General features: G+C 34.7%; 14 protein-coding genes, 1 tRNA gene and 1 pseudogene. 8 read left to right on the forward strand and 8 right to left on the reverse strand.

The genetic code is table 11. The features are described 5' to 3' along the window. Positions 1–480: 480 nt before the first annotated feature. Together J7R05_RS05320 and ettA are read right to left on the reverse strand one after the other, a co-directional pair. On the reverse strand, positions 481–840 hold the full coding sequence (locus tag J7R05_RS05320; RefSeq protein ID WP_208541491.1) for a hypothetical protein: 360 nt from the start codon (positions 838–840) through the stop codon (positions 481–483). 786 nt (positions 841–1626) lie between these two features. Continuing rightward, positions 1627–3276, reverse strand: a complete 1650-nt coding sequence (ettA, locus tag J7R05_RS05325; RefSeq protein WP_208541492.1) for an energy-dependent translational throttle protein EttA — start codon at positions 3274–3276, stop codon at positions 1627–1629. Positions 3277–4023: 747 nt separating this feature from the next. On the opposite strand from ettA, the gene pncA reads away from it, so the two are divergent. Further along, a complete protein-coding gene (gene pncA / locus J7R05_RS05330; protein WP_208541493.1) occupies positions 4024–4632 on the forward strand; it encodes a bifunctional nicotinamidase/pyrazinamidase in 609 nt (202 codons plus the stop codon). Positions 4633–4704: 72 nt separating this feature from the next. Here the strand turns inward: pncA and J7R05_RS05335 are convergent, their stop codons facing one another. After that, positions 4705–5745: a DUF475 domain-containing protein gene (locus J7R05_RS05335; RefSeq protein ID WP_208541494.1), complete on the reverse strand. Its 1041-nt coding sequence runs from the start codon at positions 5743–5745 to the stop codon at positions 4705–4707. 367 nt (positions 5746–6112) lie between these two features. On the opposite strand from J7R05_RS05335, the gene J7R05_RS05340 reads away from it, so the two are divergent. After that, a complete protein-coding gene (locus J7R05_RS05340; protein ID WP_208541495.1) occupies positions 6113–6649 on the forward strand; it encodes a helix-turn-helix domain-containing protein in 537 nt (178 codons plus the stop codon). A gap of 453 nt (positions 6650–7102) precedes the next feature. On the opposite strand, the gene J7R05_RS09640 is transcribed toward J7R05_RS05340, so the two are convergent. Both J7R05_RS09640 and J7R05_RS05350 read right to left on the reverse strand, forming a co-directional pair. Continuing rightward, complete coding sequence (locus J7R05_RS09640; RefSeq protein ID WP_208541496.1) at positions 7103–7291, reverse strand: hypothetical protein; 189 nt, start codon at positions 7289–7291, stop codon at positions 7103–7105. A gap of 505 nt (positions 7292–7796) precedes the next feature. Continuing rightward, a tRNA-Ile gene (locus J7R05_RS05350) sits at positions 7797–7873 on the reverse strand. 172 nt (positions 7874–8045) lie between these two features. Here J7R05_RS05350 and J7R05_RS05355 point away from each other — a divergent pair. Beyond that, entirely contained in the window at positions 8046–8786 is a 741-nt protein-coding gene (locus J7R05_RS05355; RefSeq protein WP_208541497.1) for an SIMPL domain-containing protein, read from the forward strand. Positions 8787–8838: 52 nt separating this feature from the next. On the opposite strand, the gene J7R05_RS05360 is transcribed toward J7R05_RS05355, so the two are convergent. From J7R05_RS05360 to dnaG, 3 genes are all read right to left on the reverse strand, one after another. Continuing rightward, a complete protein-coding gene (locus J7R05_RS05360; RefSeq protein ID WP_208541498.1) occupies positions 8839–9300 on the reverse strand; it encodes a YcgN family cysteine cluster protein in 462 nt (153 codons plus the stop codon). Positions 9301–9964: 664 nt separating this feature from the next. Continuing rightward, positions 9965–11968 (reverse strand): RNA polymerase sigma factor RpoD, encoded by a 2004-nt coding sequence (gene rpoD / locus J7R05_RS05365; RefSeq protein WP_208541499.1) that lies wholly within the window; start codon positions 11966–11968, stop codon positions 9965–9967. A gap of 338 nt (positions 11969–12306) precedes the next feature. Beyond that, the gene (gene dnaG, locus J7R05_RS05370; RefSeq protein WP_208541500.1) at positions 12307–14244 is read right to left on the reverse strand and encodes a DNA primase; all 1938 of its coding nucleotides are present in this window, start codon (positions 14242–14244) and stop codon (positions 12307–12309) included. A 134-nt stretch (positions 14245–14378) separates the two neighbouring features. Between dnaG and J7R05_RS05375 the strand changes: the two genes are divergently transcribed. The 5 genes and pseudogenes from J7R05_RS05375 to carA all read left to right on the forward strand — a co-directional run bounded on the left by J7R05_RS05375 (position 14379) and on the right by carA (position 20187). After that, entirely contained in the window at positions 14379–15605 is a 1227-nt protein-coding gene (locus tag J7R05_RS05375) for a mechanosensitive ion channel family protein (RefSeq protein WP_208541501.1), read from the forward strand. A 741-nt stretch (positions 15606–16346) separates the two neighbouring features. Beyond that, positions 16347–16662, forward strand: a pseudogene (locus J7R05_RS09645) (Na/Pi cotransporter family protein); the annotation flags it as partial. A 73-nt stretch (positions 16663–16735) separates the two neighbouring features. After that, complete coding sequence (locus tag J7R05_RS05380; RefSeq protein WP_007476824.1) at positions 16736–16987, forward strand: GlsB/YeaQ/YmgE family stress response membrane protein; 252 nt, start codon at positions 16736–16738, stop codon at positions 16985–16987. Between the two features lie 578 nt (positions 16988–17565). Beyond that, a complete protein-coding gene (ubiC, locus tag J7R05_RS05385; RefSeq protein WP_208541502.1) occupies positions 17566–18084 on the forward strand; it encodes a chorismate lyase in 519 nt (172 codons plus the stop codon). 906 nt (positions 18085–18990) lie between these two features. Continuing rightward, positions 18991–20187, forward strand: coding sequence for a glutamine-hydrolyzing carbamoyl-phosphate synthase small subunit (carA, locus tag J7R05_RS05390; RefSeq protein ID WP_208541503.1), 1197 nt, complete (start codon positions 18991–18993; stop codon positions 20185–20187). Positions 20188–20267: the final 80 nt, after the last annotated feature.

A 20267-nucleotide genomic window follows, 5' to 3' on the forward strand; every position in this document is an offset into this window, starting at 1 on the left:
AAAACCATTCTTCAGAGCTAATTCTCTTATGAGAAACTACACTTAAATATGTTAACAAGTCAGTCTTTCAATTGTATATTATTAACTGCTTTCAAGCACAACTTGATGACCAATTTCTATCTATTTTTCAGATAATTTTGTAAAAAACATTGATAATTTCAATTACCAACCAATAAGCAGCACTTATTAACAAGCAATTTATGCTTCTGCCCCCCCTAAAAACATTACTTAATAAATATTTTGGCTTACATTAACACACACGGGCTTACGATACACTAACCCTCACGCAGCTAAAATGGATAAACAACTTAAATTTTATAGAAAAAACATTTTAGCAGTTTACCTATCATTCATCCCCAATAACGCAGCGAATAATTCATAATGTATTTTTCACGCTTTTTATATTCTGGAGAAGAACGCAACAAAGCATTCTTAAAACAAGCTTCAAATGATTATTCTTAAATCATTATAGATAAATGATTAAAAACCAACATCAACAGCAGGAGAATGAGAAATTACTTTTAATGCAGCTGCAGCTGCAATTTTCCCAAATTGTTGTGCCTGTTTATTATTCTGACCGCTCGCAAGGGCAGCAGAAATTGCATCTTGACGAGCTTGCTTAACAATGCTTTTTTCCTGCTGAGAACTTATCTTAAAAAGATTCACCCGAATATCCGGCAAAGATACTGCCACCCTTCCTAAGGCGCTATCTGTTGTATCAGTCTGGTGTGAAAAACTCGCCTCACCAAATACAAATTGATACACAAAAAACCTAGCTACCAAAACGAACAATAAAAGAAACACTAGAATAACAAGACAACGCCAGCGAAACTTTATCATCTTTGATCCTAAACATTATAACACACTATAATTACATCATTCATATAATGTTTTTTAGCTTTTAAATTTAAAATAACTGTATATCTTATTTAAAATAATACATAAACATCTAGAAAAATACTCCAAACATTTATGTATCAAACGCCATACTCTAAGTAGCTTTTTATATGAGCATATGTACCAATGTAATGCTGAATTCAAGTTTAATTTAAATAAAAAAATAAAACCCGACTGAAGAATTTTTCAGTCGGGCCAGACAATCTAGGGATCCACGCGGGGGAGGGGGGAGAGGCTCCCTGATTGTCTTATTACATCAACCATTATAATCGCTAATGCAATGACTTTACTATGAAATAAAATATTTTAAACGACAAGAAATTCTCATCACTTTAATTAAAAAAAGAGCAAAAAACAACCTTAATCCTTGTAAAAATGGAAAAATTTAGGCAAAAAATATTTAAAATGATCCACTTTGAAGCAACTTTACTCCAAAGTGTGTTAATGAAATTCTTTTTAGCAATTTTAATCTTTAGTATAAGATTATAAAAAATAATTTACTGTAGCAAAAATTTAAAAATAGCAAACAGTTTTTATAGATCACATTCTAATAAGTAAAATAAATTATATCAATCAAATTAGACAATTTATTACAATAAAAATTTTAATACTCTGCTTTGTCAAATCAAGCAACTATATTTTACAAAATAAAATACAGATCTTAGATATTTTCTAAAAGTACTATACTGACAAATTAAGAGTATAAGTATTCATATAAGAAAAGCAGTATTAACGGGCGAGAGGTTTATAATTGACACGTTTAAGATTAATAGCATCTGGACCAAGACGACGAAGTTTATCAGCTTCATATTCAGCAAAATTACCTTCAAACCATTCCACATGACTATTACCTTCAAACGCCAAAATATGAGTAGCTAACCTATCAAGAAACATGCGATCATGCGATATCACAACTGCACAACCAGCAAAATTTTCCAATGCATCTTCTAACGCACCTAATGTTTCTGTATCAAGATCGTTGGTAGGTTCGTCAAGAAGAAGAACATTACCTCCATTTTTTAAAAGTTTAGCTAAATGAACACGATTGCGCTGCCCTCCTGATAAATTCGCCACCTTTTGCTGTTGATCTGAACCTTTAAAGTTAAATGCACCACAATAAGCACGGCTATTCATTTCATATTTGCCTAATTTAATAATGTCATCTCCACCAGAGATTTCCTCCCAAACAGTCTTATCTCCTGCCAATGCATCACGATTCTGGTCAATATAACTCATCTGAACCGTTTCCCCGATGCGTACTGTACCTGAATCAGGCTGTTCCTGCCCTGTTAACATTTTAAATAAGGTAGACTTACCCACACCATTGGCACCAATAACGCCCACAATTCCACCGGCAGGAAGCTTGAAAGAAAGAGAATCGATTAATACACGCTCACCATATGCTTTTGACAAATTATCAACCTCAATAACAACCTGTCCCAATCTTTCTCCAACTGGTATAATAATTTGCGCATCTCCAGGACGGCGTTCACGCGCAGCCTGAACCAATTCATCATAAGCCCTGATACGAGCTTTTGATTTTGCTTGGCGCGCTTTCGGACTGGAAGCTATCCACTCCTTTTCGCGTGACAATGCACGTTGACGAGCAGCTTCTTCACGCCCCTCTTGTGCCATACGTTTAGCTTTAGCACTCAAATAAGCAGAATAATTTCCCTCATAAGGGATACCTTTACCGCGATCTAATTCTAATATCCAACCCGTTACATTATCGAGAAAATAACGGTCATGTGTAATCAGAAGTACTGCACCTGGATACTCACGTAAATGCCTTTCAAGCCAAGCTGTAGTTTCAGCATCTAAATGGTTTGTTGGTTCATCTAAAAGCAATAAATCAGGTTTTGACAAAAGTAATTTACAAAGCGCAACACGCCGCCTTTCACCACCTGAAAGTTTAGTTACACCCTCCTCCCCTGGTGGACAACCAAGAGCGGCCATAGCCATTTCTACTTGATTGTCTAAATCCCAAAGATTTTGGTTGTCAATAATATCCTGAAGTTTAGCACTTTCATCGGCTGTTTCATCACTGTAATTCATCATCAATTCATTATAGCGATCTAAAATTGCCTGCTTATCTGCAACCCCTTCCATCACATTACCCCACACGTCCTTACTTGAATCAAGAACAGGTTCTTGCGGAAGATAACCACAACGTGCTCCTTCAGAAAGCCACGCTTCTCCTGTATATTCTTTATCTAACCCACTCATAATACGTAAAATCGTCGACTTACCTGCACCATTCGGCCCTAAAATACCAATCTTAGCATCTGGATAAAAAGATAAATGAATATTTTCCAAAATTTTCTTATTGCCGTAAACCTTATTGACTCCAGCCATATGATAGATAAATTGACGCGCCATAAATTTCTCTTTGATATTATACAAAATTAAAGGGTGAGAATTTCGAAAGTATTATTTTCGCTTTTCTTAAATTTCACAATTAGCAACACTTAAATAATACCCTAACAGCTTTATCTTTATATTGATATATTTTTTCTAATCCCACAAGCCCTACTTTGCGCTTCAAATGCAGAAAAACACTATCCCAAAGTACAAAAAGGAAATATTCTTAAATTATACTTGAATTATGCTATCAAATAGCTCTTTTCTGCTCTATATAAGATACAAAACTACGCTTTTACCATATTAAACCAATCTATTAGTGCAACAAAAATCATAAGAGAAAGCCAATTTTCTATGCACCATTTTCTCATCTTACAGATTTTACATCATACCACCTTCCTCCACCCCTTTTCATCATTTTGATATCATCAAAATAAATGATCCCTACTATATTATTTTATGTGATTAAAACTGCATTAAAAAATGAGAACACATTTATAAAATCTAATGCCCCAGCCCTATTATTATCAAAGCTTTGTACCAACACATAGTTTATCACTAAATAGTGCACCACTTATATATTGATCCACAGTTACAAATTAGCACAAAATTACAAAAATTATTGTACCAACTGATCCATTTATCTCTTTTGTTTTTTAAATCATCAAAATAAGCACAAACATTGACCAAATCATCTCAAAACTTTAAGACGAAACACAATCTTTAAAAGGCTACGACAAAAAAATCACCCACAGGAACAAATTTATGGAAAAAAAAGCCTTAATCGTTATCGATGTACAAAATGACTTCTTACCAGGAGGAGCACTTGCAGTCCCACAAAGCGATATTATTATACCTGCCGTCAATGACCTTATAAACCGTTTTGATCATGTCATTTTAACCCAAGATTGGCATCCCAAAGGCCATTGCAGCTTTGCTTCTTCCTATCCCCACAAATCTCTTTATGATACAATTAAGCTTGAGTACGGATTTCAAACACTGTGGCCCGATCATTGTGTACAAGGAACACAAGGAGCGAAATTTCATACGTCTCTCATGGTTGGTAAAGCACAACTTATCCTTCGAAAAGGTTATCATCAGAAAATTGACAGTTGTTCTGCTTTTTTTGAAAATGACCAAAAAACGCCAACAGGCTTACAAAGTTATCTCAAAGAGTGCGGTTTTACACAATTAATTATATGTGGTTTGGCTACTGATTTCTGTGTGGGATTTTCTGCACTTCACGCCGTAAAATGCGGCTTTAAAGTGAGTGTTTCACTGAACGCCTGTGCCGGTATTGATCTAAATGGATCATTAAATACGATGCTTAAAACTATGAATGAAACCGGCATAGAGCTCTTAATGACATTATAAATCACTTCCTCGTCCTATCTTGTGGTAATAAATAGAAGAGTTTTTATAGAATCTGTATTTCAAAACAACAGATTATTCGGAAGATAATGTTTTATGTTTAAAGCGAATGGAGGAATAAAAAGCCACCCCAAGAATACATACACCAATAAGTCCTGTTAATGCTTCAGGCACCGGCATAATAATTTGTATATACATAATCACTGCAAGTACCAAGATTGCGTAAAAAGCACCGTGTTCCAAATAGCGGTAATGCAACAATATTCCTGTTTCAACCAACATGATAGTTATAGCACGTACATAAAATGCACCGATACCAAGACCAATTGCAATAACAAAAAGATTATGTGAAAAAGCAAAAGCACTCATAACACCATCAAAAGAAAAGCTAGCATCTAGAATTTCTAAATAAAGAAATGAGCCCACTCCTCCCTTAGCAATAGTGACTAAAGTATTTTTTGGGGAATCCAAAAGTGAACTAACTGCTTCAACCACTAAAAATGTTAAAAGCCCATAAAGCATGGCAAATAAAACAGTCAGCTTATTTTCTGTTGTAATTTGCCCTGAGAAAAATAACATCAGAATCAAAACAATAGCAATATCAACTCCAACAAATGAACCAATCTTTTGAGCTGGTTTCTCTATAAATGCTAGCCAATGCACCTCTTTTTTAGGATCAAAAAAATATTTTAAACCAACCATTATGAGGAAAGTTCCCCCAAAAGAAGCAATACCCGCATGAGCATTTGTCAAAATTTCAGCATACTGATGTGGCTCCCATAGCGCTAATTTGACTGCTGCAATTGGACTAATCCAAGCCGCAAAAGCAACAATCAGTAATGGAAAAATAATTCTCATACCAAATACTGCTATTAAAATGCCCCATGTCAAAAAGCGACGGGACCATAGCTGATCCATCCTTTTAAGAATACGTGCATTGATAATAGAATTATCAAAAGATAGAGAAATTTCTAAAATTCCCAAAACACAGCAAATGAAAAAATATTTTAAAAAACCAATGAGACTACCCGTCTCAAACCAACCAACAAATCCACCCCCCAAAACACCAATAATTGTGAAGAAAAAAGCCCATCTAAAATAGCCTAATAGGGCCATGATCACGCCTCAAAATTTATCTCTTTAATCTATCCTGGTACTCACTCATATTGAAAGATCACAAGACTGAAAGATTACATCTATCGATAAGTACAATAATATACATTGTAAAATTTATATGGAATCTCTCCAAGAAAAAACAAGAGAAGAATCAAAAAAGCCTATATTTCTTCCAATAAAAAGGTTATTCCTTATAATAATAAAATACAAAAAATTAAAATTTAATCCAAATATTTATTAAATATTTAAAAAAATAAGAGGAATAAAAGTCAATAAATATTGACATTAGGTAATGAGATATTCATACATTGTGTGCTTTTACCAACACAAAGCTCATACCATGATGATTTACTGAGGGAGATAATTCGTGGCACGTCCTGAAACTGAAGCAAAAACTGTATTTGGAAAACGTTTACGTCATGTACGCCTCGCTTTAGGCGATCCGTCACGTGAAATATTAGCTAAAAATTTTAGCATGACAAAAAATTCTATCGCCTTTTATGAGCGTGGAGAAAGAGAACCTAACCTTAGCGTATTACAAGCATATCGCACGTTGTATGGAGTCAACATTAATTGGCTGTTAACTGGACAAGGAAAAATGTTTGACACCGAATGCACTAGAAGTGAATTCGACTGGAATTATTTTATTAAAAAAATTGAAGCAATTGAAGATATTCTTACCAAAAATGATCATAACGATACACTAAATCAAAAAAAGATTGAAAATTCTTATGAAAAATTACAGCAATATCTTTTGACACAAGGTATATCCAATAGCCTCAATCCAAAGGCAATTACTTCTCTGGTCAATATGAAAGCAAATATGGCCAACTCTTATGCTCTTAGTTTGTTTATCGATTTACTTATTCGAAGCATATCGCACAAAGAAACAACCGCTAACTAATAATATTCATTTTAAATAAAATCAGGCTTAAATTTTATTAACGTGGACAGTAGTATTTCGCTTTTACCATATTGATAAAGTTTAAGCTGCTTTATAATTTTTTCCGTAGTAAAATAATCAAACAAGTTCTATTTGAAGCAATAACTTTTTTTATTTTCAATACCAGTTAAAATCGAAAAAAATTAGTTCTAAAGTATGAAATAGCTTCTTATTAAAGAGGTCTTTCTCAGAAGGAAGAGGACATAAAATGTTCTTTGCGGTTGTCAACGCACTTATTCACAGCCTCCACCTACAGGCTTTTATAAGTAATACACTTTTTGCCAAAACTAATCACTAAATCATCATTAAAGCTTGTCATCATCCTGCAATAATACCGATTATTCTTAACTGAAAAGAAATAAGAAGTTATTTTAAAGCGTAGAGGAAAGCAATGGGTGAAAAAATATCTTGAGATTATACTTGATGCATCCGCTGCTCTTTTAGAAATTTTGGTAAATGTTTGTCAGATTGGAAAGAACGTTGAATAATACAAACAGATAAATCTTTAAAAGTAGCAACAACAAGGTTAAAAATAGAAGGTGAGATTGATAAGAAAAGTGACGCTAATTTGCGCTCTGATCTTTCTGACAGAACGCGTAACAAGTGAAAATGCTCCTTGCGTTGGATGTTGCCAATGTATTTAGACAGCAAGATTACAACAGGATCAGTTCAAACTTAGCAAGAGACATTTTAAAACATAATGAACACAGAAAACATTTATGTGGGTAGGAAGCCTATTCACAAAACAAAATGATTGTGATGTTAATTTCTATTGTAAATCATCTTTATCGTTGCGGATTATAGCACGTAAACCATTCAAGGATGTACATTTTCACGCCCCATTTTAGCATCTTCAATAGCTTGTGTAATGTTTTCAAATTGGGTTGGAATGAATCAAGTGACAACTTTCGATTCTTAGCAATATCAATAATTTCACCAGGAATACGGATCGGATCTTTCTCATTATGAAATCTCCTATCTATATTGATATTACAGCACATAATAAACAAAGTCTATGTAAAAATCCTATTCCCTAACCTTATTATTTCATTCCCTAACCTAAAAAAATAATAATAAAATCAAGTGGTTATAAAGATAAAAGAGGGTATGGTGGGCCCGGAGGGACTCGAACCCCCAACCAAGCGGTTATGAGCCGCTGGCTCTAACCAATTGAGCTACAGGCCCTACAGACTATTTTTTTCTAAACTAAAATGCCTTACGATACAAGAGACTGCTTGAATTATAATTCACTTTTTTAAGTTTCTCTCGTTTTTCATCTTTCAGTATTTTAATACTTTACAACGATTCCCGAAAATGGAAAAGTAAAAATCTATAAATGAAAGGAGTGAAAATGAATATGACACAAATAATTTTCCAGCTAAAAAATACTAACTTAATTAAAATTTCCATGTTAGCAGCATTAACATTACTAACCACTTCGTTCTCTGTACATGCAGAAGAATGTACAACGAAAAATTCAACTATTGTAGTTACTGCAACAGGTGAAAGCCAAGCAACACCAGATATGGCAATTATCAATCTATCTATTGTTACTCACGACAAAACCGCTCAAAAAGCATTAGCGGACAATAATAAATTTATGAACAATGTTTTAGCTTCTTTTAAAAAGAATAATATTCAAGAATACGACTTGCAAACATCAAATTTGTCTATTTATCAGTCTAGCTCAGATAAACAGCAAGAACAAAAAAATAGCGAAAATCTTTATCAAGTTTCCAATTCTTTAACAGTGCGTATCCGTGATCTTGCTAACGTTGGTAAAATATTTGATCAAGCAATATCTTTTGGCATTAATTCTGTCCATGGCATTACCTTTACCAATGCCGATACAAAACCTTTTTATAAAGAAGCGCGTCAAAAAGCCATTGCTGAAGCTATTGAAAAAGCAGAAACTTTAGCACAAGCAGCTAATTTAAAATTGGGTAAAATCATTGAAATTAATGAAAATAATAATAGCTTTCATCCAACACAGCGCTTAAGCAGAAGTGCACAATTTGCAAGCTATACAGATACAAATTTTTCAAGCGGTGAATTGAACTATAATGTCAGTGTTACTGTAACATTTTCTATCGACTAAGTAAGGTATCGTCATTAATTCGTACATAAAACAGTACAGAAAAAAAATTGTATCACCGGCCCTCATATAAAATGCCGGTGATATATTGAAGATAAGCCTCGTCAGATGATAATTCATTTTCGTAAACTTCAATCTTCCCGTGTGCAGAAAATTGTGCTTGATGTACCGTTTGGCGATTTCCTGATATAAGTGGATGCCACCAATGAAGGTCTTTCCCTTCATTAATTAACCGATAAGCACAATTTTTTGGCAGCCAATGAACTTTTTTCACCGTTGCAATATCCAATAATATACAATCTGGAACTATTGATTTACGATGAACATAATCTTGACACTGACAAGTTTCCATATCTAAAAGACGGCAAGCAACGCTAGTTGTATAAATATAACCAGTGTTTTCATCTTCTACTTTATGCAAACAACAAAAGCCACAACCATCACAGAGACTCTCCCACTCAACAATGGACATCTCTTCTAATTTTTTAACTTTCCAAAAGGGAGCCTCTTTACTCATAAATCGACTATACTCTTTTTAAAAATAAGAAAATTTATGCAAAATGAGTATAATGTTGTCTCTGTAACATTATACATCTCTAAGCTAATTTAATACCATCCATATTCATTCTGCCCCAAAATAATCTTCCCAAAGATTAATTCAACAAAGATAAAAGACATCTCTAGAAAAAATCTCATATAAAAAATACCTTATAAAGATATCTTATCACAAATGAACTTAAACCCAGAAACAATACCTAATTGTAATATCCTACAAACTACAATTACTGACAAAAACTAAATGAATTTTTTTCTACAAACTATACACTTGTATAAACCATTTTATAAAAAAGAGATTTTTGTGTTTACCTATGATCTAATACACTTCAACATGAAGCATATTCAACATCATCCCATCTGGAGCTAACTTCATCTACATGTACAAATAATAGTTTTTATGACACCATTTATTTCTTCGTAGATCATTTCTATGATTTTACACTGTCTTTTTTTTCACAGAGTACAGTAAATAAATATTTAAGTCATTATATTGCTTGAACATTGAATTTTCTCCAATTATTCAGCATACCTCTTTTATCTTTTTAAAAAAATTTTTTCAAAAAATGACACAGTAAACTTTTCATTACAATAAACGGTACATTTTGAAATATACTGTAAAATTATTAAGAATCAAGAAAACTGCGTAATTTCCGTGAACGGCTAGGATGCTTCAATTTACGAAGCGCCTTTGCTTCAATCTGACGGATACGTTCACGTGTAACTGAAAACTGCTGACCAACTTCTTCCAACGTGTGATCAGTGTTCATCCCAATACCAAAACGCATCCGCAAAACACGTTCTTCACGCGGTGTTAGTGAGGCAAGTACGCGAGTTGTTGTATCTCGTAAATTAGCTTGAATAGCTGCATCAATCGGCAACAATGCGTTTCTATCCTCAATAAAATCACCTAAATGGGAATCATCCTCATCACCAACTGGTGTTTCAAGTGAAATAGGCTCCTTTGCAATTTTAAGTACTTTTCTCACTTTTTCTAATGGCATAGAAAGTTTGCTAGATAATTCTTCCGGTGTAGGTTCACGCCCAATTTCATGCAAAATCTGACGTGATGTACGAACAATCTTATTAATAGTTTCAATCATATGAACAGGAATACGAATTGTGCGCGCTTGATCAGCTATCGAACGTGTAATCGCCTGACGAATCCACCATGTCGCATAAGTTGAAAATTTGTATCCACGCCGGTATTCAAATTTATCGACCGCCTTCATCAAACCGATATTGCCTTCTTGAATAAGGTCAAGAAACTGTAAACCACGATTAGTGTATCTTTTTGCAATTGAAATCACAAGGCGTAAATTGGCTTCTACCATTTCCTTTTTAGCGATTGTTGCTTCACGCTCACCTTTTTGTACCTGCGTAACAATTCGACGAAACTCCCCAATTGAGATAGCAGTTTCTTGCGCAAGACTTTGTATTTCACTGCGCAAACTCTGTATTACCTTGGCTTCACGAGTTGAAAATTCTTTCCAGCCAGATCCCGGCAAAGTTGCAATATAATTAATCCAATCTGCATCTAATTCACGACCTTGATATTCTTTTAAAAAATCTTCGTGCCCAACTCCATAGTTGTTAGCAAGCCGCTTCAATTTACCTTCACTATGAACCAACCGTTTATTGATATCATAAAGCTGTTCAACCAACGCCTCAATACGATTTTGGTTCAAAGAAAGAGACTTTACTGCTTGAATTAAATCAGCTTTCAATTGAGTGCATTTCTTTTTTTGAGAAGATGAAAGAGCATCCTCTTTACAATCTGCCAAACTGCTTTCAACGTGTTGATCTTGCAGTTTTCGCAGTTTTACATACGTCTCAGCAATAAAATCTAAAGTTTCCATAACCTGAGGACACAACTCATTTTCCATCGCTGCAAGCGATAAATTAACTTCATCCTCCTCATCATCTTCAACACCAATGTCTTCTGCAAGATCGTCTACATCATGCATACTAGAACACGGCATTTCCTCTTTTATTCTTTCTACTCCACTGCGCTCAATAGCAGGAGCTTGCTTGGCTTCTGGGCCAGCATAAGTCATTTCAAGATCAATAATTTCACGAAGAAGGATACGCTTCTCATTTAATTCTTCACGCCATATAATTAAGGCTTGAAATGTTAAAGGGCTTTCACATAGCCCCGCAATCATTGTTTCACGCCCTGCTTCAATACGCTTGGCAATGGCAATTTCACCCTCACGTGAAAGTAATTCAACTGCTCCCATTTCACGCAAATACATGCGCACCGGGTCATCAGTCCGATCTGTTGCATCCCGTTTTGATATCGTTGCAATTGATCGGCTGGTGGCTTCCACCAAATCGCCACCTTCTATCGTAATTTCTTCCTCATAAGGTTCAGAATCGATTTCATCCTCGTCGTCTACAACATTAATCCCCATTTCAGACAGCATGGCCAATGTATCTTCAATTTGCTCAGATGTAACTGATTCAGAAGGAAGAACTGCATTCAATTCATCCATTGTCACATAACCATTTTTCTTGGCGAGTTTAATCATCTTTTTGATAGCATCATCGGAAAAATCAAGAAGAGGACTGTCCAAACTTACTTGGCCCGTTTCTGCCACGCTATCTTTTTGTTTAGCCTTTGTTGCCATACCATTAACTCCACTTGATCACTACTAGATTTCATGTGACCAGCTTTTTGCGTTTTCATTTAGCGCATCAACAATTTCTCATATGCATTTTATCCTAGGATAAAATCCTCATTTTCAAAGACACACTTTATATACGCTTTTACCCACATAAAAACGCGGGAAAACTATAGAAGTTTCCCCGACACTTTCAGCCCTTTTGAGATAATCTCTACACTCCATAGTAAGAATCAATTTCCGCTTTTTTAAAATTCACTCGTCATTCTTCACAAAAATGCCGTCTCTTACAATAGATTTTTTCACATTAGACTTTGGTGACTGATTCGCTTAAAAAAAGCGAATCATTTTATCTTATTTGCCTCACTCTCATCTGTTTCTTCATCAAACCAACATCCAAACCCTTCAATCAAAGCGTCCGTTGCCCGCATTTGTTCCAATTCAGTTTTCGTTTCACGCAGTAGATCAAAAACCTCATTATTAGGATTTTCCATGAGTTGTTCCTCAATATCTTGTAATCTCTTATGTAGGTGGTGTTCTCGAAGATGCAAGTAGATAGCTTGTTTTAATACAGCACGAGCATCTTCTATGGGAGCTTTAGTAAAAGTAGTACGCATACCAACGCTTTGCACAAGATTTCTCATACGTTCTAAAATAGCCTTTTGCCCTTTTTCTTCTAAAAGCGTAATCATTACTGTTTTATCATGAATCTGTTGGCTTCCTAGAATTTCCAGCATCGATTGATGAAAATTTGTTAATTCAGTATTTTTTAATTCTAACTTAGAAAGAACTTCAAAATTTTCATGCCAAAGATCAGGATAATGAGCTAAAATTAATAAAATAACTGCCTCACGCAATGGAATAGAATGCGGCATATTGCGCACCATATTAGAATTTTCCAAAGTAGAAAAAGACTGTCTTTTAAATATTTCATCTTTTTGATTTTTACCATATCCTCCTACATTCTTTTTTTGTAAAAAAGGAGGACAAAAAAAATCAAAAAGCCGTTTCTTTATATCTTGAAAATAATAACGACGTACATCTTCATCTTTAATCGTAAAGACCTCTTGTTTAAGTCTTCTTTCCAGTGCTGCTCGCGTTTCTGGTGTTTCAAAACGTTGCCCATAAGTAGCACGCCACCATAAAAGCTCAATCAGTGGAATTGATTTTTGCAAAAAAGAATTAAAAAGAGGAGCACCACCAGCACGAACAATTTCATCTGGATCTTCACCTTGCGGCAATAAAATAAAATGTACAGATACCCCCACCCTTAAAAGGGGTAACACACGATCAGCTACACGAAAAGCAGCTTTTAAACCAGCATCATCCCCATCAAAACAAAAAACACAGTCAGGTTCTATTTGCCATAAAAGCGCAATTTGCTCCTCTGTTAATGCTGTACCCAAAGGCGCTACCACTTTTTCAAAACCAGCCTTCGTCAACGCAATCACATCCATATAGCCTTCAACGACAAGAATAGAACGTGCTTTTTTCTCTTCCATGGAATGATTGCTTTTGCGAGCAGAAGCTGCATTGTAAAGCATATTTCCCTTATGAAAAAGTACCGTTTCAGGACTATTGAGATATTTTGCTCGCACGTTTTTATCTAATCCGCGTCCTCCAAAAGCCACCACACGCCCACGTAAATCTTCAATAGGAAATATGATACGATTTCTAAATCGATCGTAGGGAACCGTAACATCCTCACCCGATACAAGAAGACCACAATCTTCCATCTGCTTTACCGAAATACCACGCATACTTAACGCTTCTTTTAAAGCTGTACGCCCTGTTGGAGCAAAACCAATTCGAAAGCGTTTTATAAGTTCTGGTGTCACGCCACGCTCACCAAGATAATAACGCGCCTGTTCTCCCTCTTTATTATGTAAGCTACATTGAAAAAAATCCGTAGCCATTCCCATAACATCATAAAGACTGGCTTTTTGCATTTCACGTTCATAACTTTGTGGATCAAGAACAGGTAGTTTCATACCTGCAAGATCAGCCAAACGCTCTACAGCTTCTAAAAACTGCAATCCATCAAGTTCACAAAGAAAAGTGAAAATATTACCGCTTACACCACAACCAAAACAATAATAACAACCTTTACGATCATTACAGTGAAAACTTGGGGTTTTTTCACCATGAAATGGGCAACAAAACCAAAAATCTCCTCGTGCTGGCTTGCTTTTTTGAGGGTCAAATGTCACCCTTTGGCTAATAACCGTTGAAATTGGTAATCGGCTGCGGATCTCATCAAGGAAATCAGGTGGAAAACGCATTATATCTCACAGAGTTTTAAATTCTTTTTTATATTGTTTAACTACTTTGAAGCATAATTCCAATACTTCTCTTAAATGGTTGATAAATTCCAAGTGATCAACCCTAAAATAATTTGAGAAACGGAGATAGAAAAGTGACCGAATTTCTTGCTCAATATCCATTGTTAGAGGCTATTTCTTGGCTCATTATCCTTACTCTTATTGCTATTTTAATTAATATTTTAGCACGCAAACTGCTTATTCATAAAGCAAAACAGCTTTTTTCTTTTCTTCCCGCAGATACAACTAATGACACTGAGTATACCATTCGGCACATGGCTAATACTGCTTCAGCCTTTATTTTCTCAATCGGTGTTAATTTTATCCCTACATTGCCCAATCCACTCAGTACCATTATTCGTAATGTTTCCAACGCTTTTATTATTTTTGTTATTGTCTTAATAATTTCTGCACTTCTTAATATTGTTAATACTCTTTATGAACAACGGCCAACATCGCGGTTAAAACCGATAAAAGGTTATATTCAAATCGCTAAAATTGCACTTTTTACCGTTGCTACTGTTTTAATATTAGCTAAATTGATTGACCGCTCCCCTCTTATCCTCTTTTCCGGTCTTGGTGCGATGGCAGCTGTCTTGATTTTGGTCTTCCAAGATACGCTTCTTTCCCTCGTTGCAAGTATTCAAATTTCATCTACTGATATGGTGCGTGTTGGTGATTGGATTGAAATCCCCAATCTCGGTGCAGATGGAGACGTAATTGAAATTGCACTCCATACTGTCAAAGTTCAAAATTTTGATAAAACGATTACCAACGTCCCTATTCGTAAACTTGTAACCGATCCTTTTAAAAATTGGCGTGGTATGCAAGAATCAGGTGGAAGGCGTATCAAACGATCTCTTTTTATTGACCAATCCAGTATCCGATTCCATAGAGAAGAAGAACAAGAATACTTGATGCAATTTAATCTATTAGAAAACTATTTTGCAAAAAAATTACCGGAAATCAATGAATGGAATGCTAAATTAGATAAAAATCGCGATATATCAGCTAATATCCGTCGCTTAACAAACATTGGAACTTTCCGTGCTTATGCTTTATCTTATTTACAAAATCACCCAAATATTACAAATAATATGACTCTCATGATACGGCAATTACCCCCTACACCAAATGGTTTACCTTTAGAAATCTATTGTTTTACGAACACCACTATTTGGATAGAGTATGAACAAATTCAAGCTGATATTTTTGACCATCTTTATTCCATCCTCCCTAGTTTTGGTCTTAAGCTTTTTCAAAACCCAAGTGGTTATGATTTTGTTCACGCATTTGAAACCAAACAAAACCGTAAGTCTTAATTATGTAAATTCTTTAAATCGAACTATATTCTCAACATAAAAAGGAAAGAAAAAGTATCACGAATAGCATTAGTAATTCTTCATCTTTCAGGTTCTATTTCTTTACTTTTTTGGATTACACACACATGGTGTGAACAGGAATTAAACATGTGAAACTACTGCCACAAAACCTTTACGTGATAGCGCAATTTTGCCTAATACCGCCATCATCTTTCAACAGATCTTATTTCTGTTTTTTGTTGGTGGTAGTTGTAATTTATTTTTTACATTCATTCCATTACAGAAATCATTTTGTTAATAATTTTTGCTAATTATAATCTTACTCATACCCAACTATCGTTATGATGGTCCTTAGCATTAATTTAGGCTCTTCTTTCGCAACTCCAATTTTAATGCACAATGCCTACATTATTTTAATATGTTCGCCCTTCTTGCAAAAAAATACTATCAATAGAGTTTAAAAACCAACCCCTAAACTCATTCATATAAGTACAAATGCAGCCTAACAAAACTCCTGACTTTAAAAAAACAGCTCTTGATGATAATGCTTTTAATCGCCCAACTTCAGTTTTCTAACGTCAGATGTGAGGAGTGATCTATATCTGTAATCTTGTTGATTATAATGCTACAAAAAATGAAATTTTACGAAAATCCAGATCACTCCACCGTATATGAGCTTAATCAATAAATATTAGTTGTTAAAAGAAATAAAAAAATCCACAATTCACTCACAACAGTTGAAATGACCCGCTTTATTCCTATGCAACTGTTTTAGCTAATGCGCATATTGCATTAATGTTTTCATCTCATGCGATACCCATACTGTACATTATTATTAGCGCAAAAAAGATCAGCTCCGTAATTTAGAAAAAATGAGCTTAAAAAATTAAATACCTACATGAAATTAATATCCAAAATATAGAAACATCCAGTCTGTATCTTGATAGTGTTCATCATCTAAAAACAAATTAATTCTCTTCTCTCTTCTACGGTCTATCCTATTTTAGAAGAACAGGAACTACCCCACAGTTTTCGTCTCCATAACCCTTCTAAATAACAAGCAAGACTTGACCTTTAAAAAGCTTACCCTACCTAGAATTTACAGTTTAATTCAGGCAAAGGAGAGCGTAATGGAAGATGCAAACATCGGCTGGATTGCAGCTATTATCATTGGTGGTCTTGCAGGTTGGGCTGCACAATATTTTATGAACAGTCGAACAGGAATATTTTTAAACATCATCCTAGGAATTATTGGAGCGTCATTGGCTAGTTTTCTTTTTGGCCTTTTTGGTGTTACTTTTGTTGGTATATTTGGTTACCTTATTTCAGGTTTCATCGGCGCCTGCATTCTTATATGGGTCGGTCGAAAAATCCGACCATAAAATGCTTAGTTTCAAAGGCACCTTTTGGTGCCTTTTTAAGCCACCTTAAAATTCTATCCTAGTTTTGAAATTATAATCTACTAGCTAAATATAGTAGTAACCATTCAGCACAACAATCATCCTACTAGAATTAATATTGATCTATCGACGACTAAAACCTTAAAAGCGTAATCAATGATAAAATCTTGATGTGAAGACGAAAAAATATTTTTCACACACTAGCTAATATTCTCTAAAAACTTTCTCCTATATAGCAAATTGCTTAAATAATAACTGTGTCCAGTATGAAATAATTACTGTAATTCACATTTATACCATTAGCATTTCCTGCATAAAATAATGTAAAATAATATAATATCGATAATCAAAATTCTTAAACTAAAATAAAATGCGCTAATCATACTAATAAATTTTTGTTTATCGCCGAAATACTAAAACTATAGCCATAAAGCCAATAATCCATTTCATGCCCTACCCTTATCAGCTTGCTGCTTTTGTATTTCTACATTATAATTAGGAAGCTTTATAATAGGTATTTTAACAACCTGTATTATCTAGAACAACATGCAGTTTGAATCATGTCGAGTACTAGAACTAGAAATTCTATTTTACCACCGCTAAAGTGGTTATCTGATCAAGACCTTTCAGTGCCTATTACTATCAAAGATTGGTTGATGGAACCAGGCTCTATGACTCGTCGTTTGGAACGTTACTGTACTCAGATACATATTGAACCACAACGTGAATGCTTCATTACTTATGATGAGCTAGAGGAAGAGGCTGAGCATTTGCCTGATACCTCCCGTTATTGGCTACGCGAAATTGTACTAATGGGAGACAATCAACCTTGGCTTTTGGGGCGTACAGTGATCCCACAAGAAACTCTAGATGATCACAATCAACTAACAAACTTGGGAAATGTACCTCTAGGGCGTTATTTATTTAACAGTAAAGAACTAACCCGTGATTACATTCATATTGGCCAAAAAGATGCGCTATGGGCGCGCCGTTCTCGTTTGCGGCTAGCAGACAAGCCACTATTGCTGACTGAGCTGTTTTTAATTGCTTCACCAATATATAAAACTGACCTTATATAAATCAGGAAAATCAATATTTTGAAAAGAAACGTAGTATACAATAAATAACAAAGATCTTATTCATTGCCCTCCATCAATGAAAACTCACTAATTTGACTACTTTTTTCTAAGTCCCTCATAATATTTATATAGTCGAGTGTTATTTATAAATAACGCATTTTATTTTTTGCTAGCTTAACGCTCTACTCGTTATAAAAAACAGCTTGAGATATTCTTAGTCAATTCGATAAACTTATTTAAGCGTTTATGAAACGCTATCACTATAACCTTAAAAAATCTACTTACCTATATAATCGTCTCTTTTGAACAAAGTTATAATTTACTCACCCTATATTGCATCATTCTTTAACCCTTGTTACCTAAAATACCATAAAAACCTAATCACCTTGTGCCCTATTAACTGGTAGAGAGATCGCAAACAACAACCCCTGCTACTTGCGTTTTAATCCCCAAAATATCAGTTTATTTATAAACACGTGTTGATTTCTAAAAGCATTATTTTTGTTAAAATAGAATGTTCCTAGCTATTATCACTTTTATTTTTTCATCATCATCAAACATTCTAAATACTCTGACATTTCTTAATCACGTAATATCCATTAAGTAACGTAGAGCAAAACATGTTCTCTCTCTTCTTCTACAAAATCATTTGGAGTGCTTTATGAAGCTAATCAATACAACATAAATTTATCCAATTTTGTTCAAATGGGTATATACTCTTTTTAATACTCTTTAATATCTGACAATGCATAATAATAACAAAAGTCTCGGAAAATCTAAAAATGGGGCTTTACCTATTTATGGAATATACTTATACTTTCAAAATTAAGCAAAACATTGCAAGATAATATACAGCATCTGCTATGGCTGCGGTTTTCGTATGACGTCGAACTGTGAGCGCACACTATGACACAAACCACCCTATCTCCCAAACCTTGGTGCACCAGCAAACCTACAGCTCTTTTAGTATTAGCTGATGGAACCGTTATTGAAGGCAAAGGTGCAGGAACTACAGGTATTGTTGAAGCAGAAATATGTTTTAACACTGCCATGACAGGTTATGAAGAAATTCTTACCGACCCCTCATACACTAAACAAATCGTTAACTTTACCTTTCCTCATATAGGTAATGTAGGTATAAATAGTGAAGATATTGAAGATCTTACACCAATTAATCACCATGGTGCAGTTGGTGCTATTTTTAAGGCAGATATTACTCACCCCTCTAATTACCGTGCGAATGAAAACTTAAATCAGTGGCTTAAAATGCGTCAAATCATTGCAATTTGCGGCATTGATACACGTGCACTAACTGTTCTTATCCGTGAAAAAGGTGCGCAAAATGCTATTATTGCTCATGATTTAAATGGTAATTTTGATCTTAGTGCTTTAAAAAAACGTATGCAAAAATGGTCAGGGATCACCAATCTCGACCTCACAAAAAAAGTGACATCACACCAGTTGATGGAATGGAATGAAAAAGCGTGGACTTGGAATCAAGGTTACGGTAGAAACAGTAAACATAATTTTCATATCGTTGCGGTCGATTATGGTATTAAGCGCAATATACTCCGCCTTATGGCAACACAAGGTGCGCGTATTACTATTGTGCCAGCACATACAAACGCAGAAGAAATTCTGGCAATGAAGCCTGATGGCATTTTTCTTTCCAATGGACCAGGAGATCCATCTGCCACAGCCGCATATGCAGTCCCAACTATAAAAAAACTAATTGACTGTAATATTCCACTTTTTGGTATATGCCTTGGCCATCAGCTTCTTGCCCTTTCTGTTGGAGCTAAAACCATAAAAATGCATCAAGGGCATCACGGAGCAAATCACCCTGTAAAAGACCTTACCACTGGAAAAGTAGAAATTACGTCAATGAATCATAGTTTCACTGTAGATGCAACATCTCTACCAAAACATGTTGAAGAAACACATATTTCTCTTTTTGATGGCTCAAATTGTGGCATTCAGATTATTGGAAAACCCGTTTTTTCTGTTCAACATCATCCTGAAGCTTCCCCTGGGCCACAAGACAGTCAATATCTTTTCCAGCGTTTTCATAATCTGATCGTAGAGTATAAAAAAACAGCCTAATTAATTTGAATTTTCCACCAAACATTGGTGCATTTTATTGTATTCAAATACACCAGCTCTTGAAATAACAAAATAGTTAG

This window comes from Bartonella capreoli, from assembly GCF_902813205.1.
Lineage (GTDB): Bacteria > Pseudomonadota > Alphaproteobacteria > Rhizobiales > Rhizobiaceae > Bartonella > Bartonella schoenbuchensis.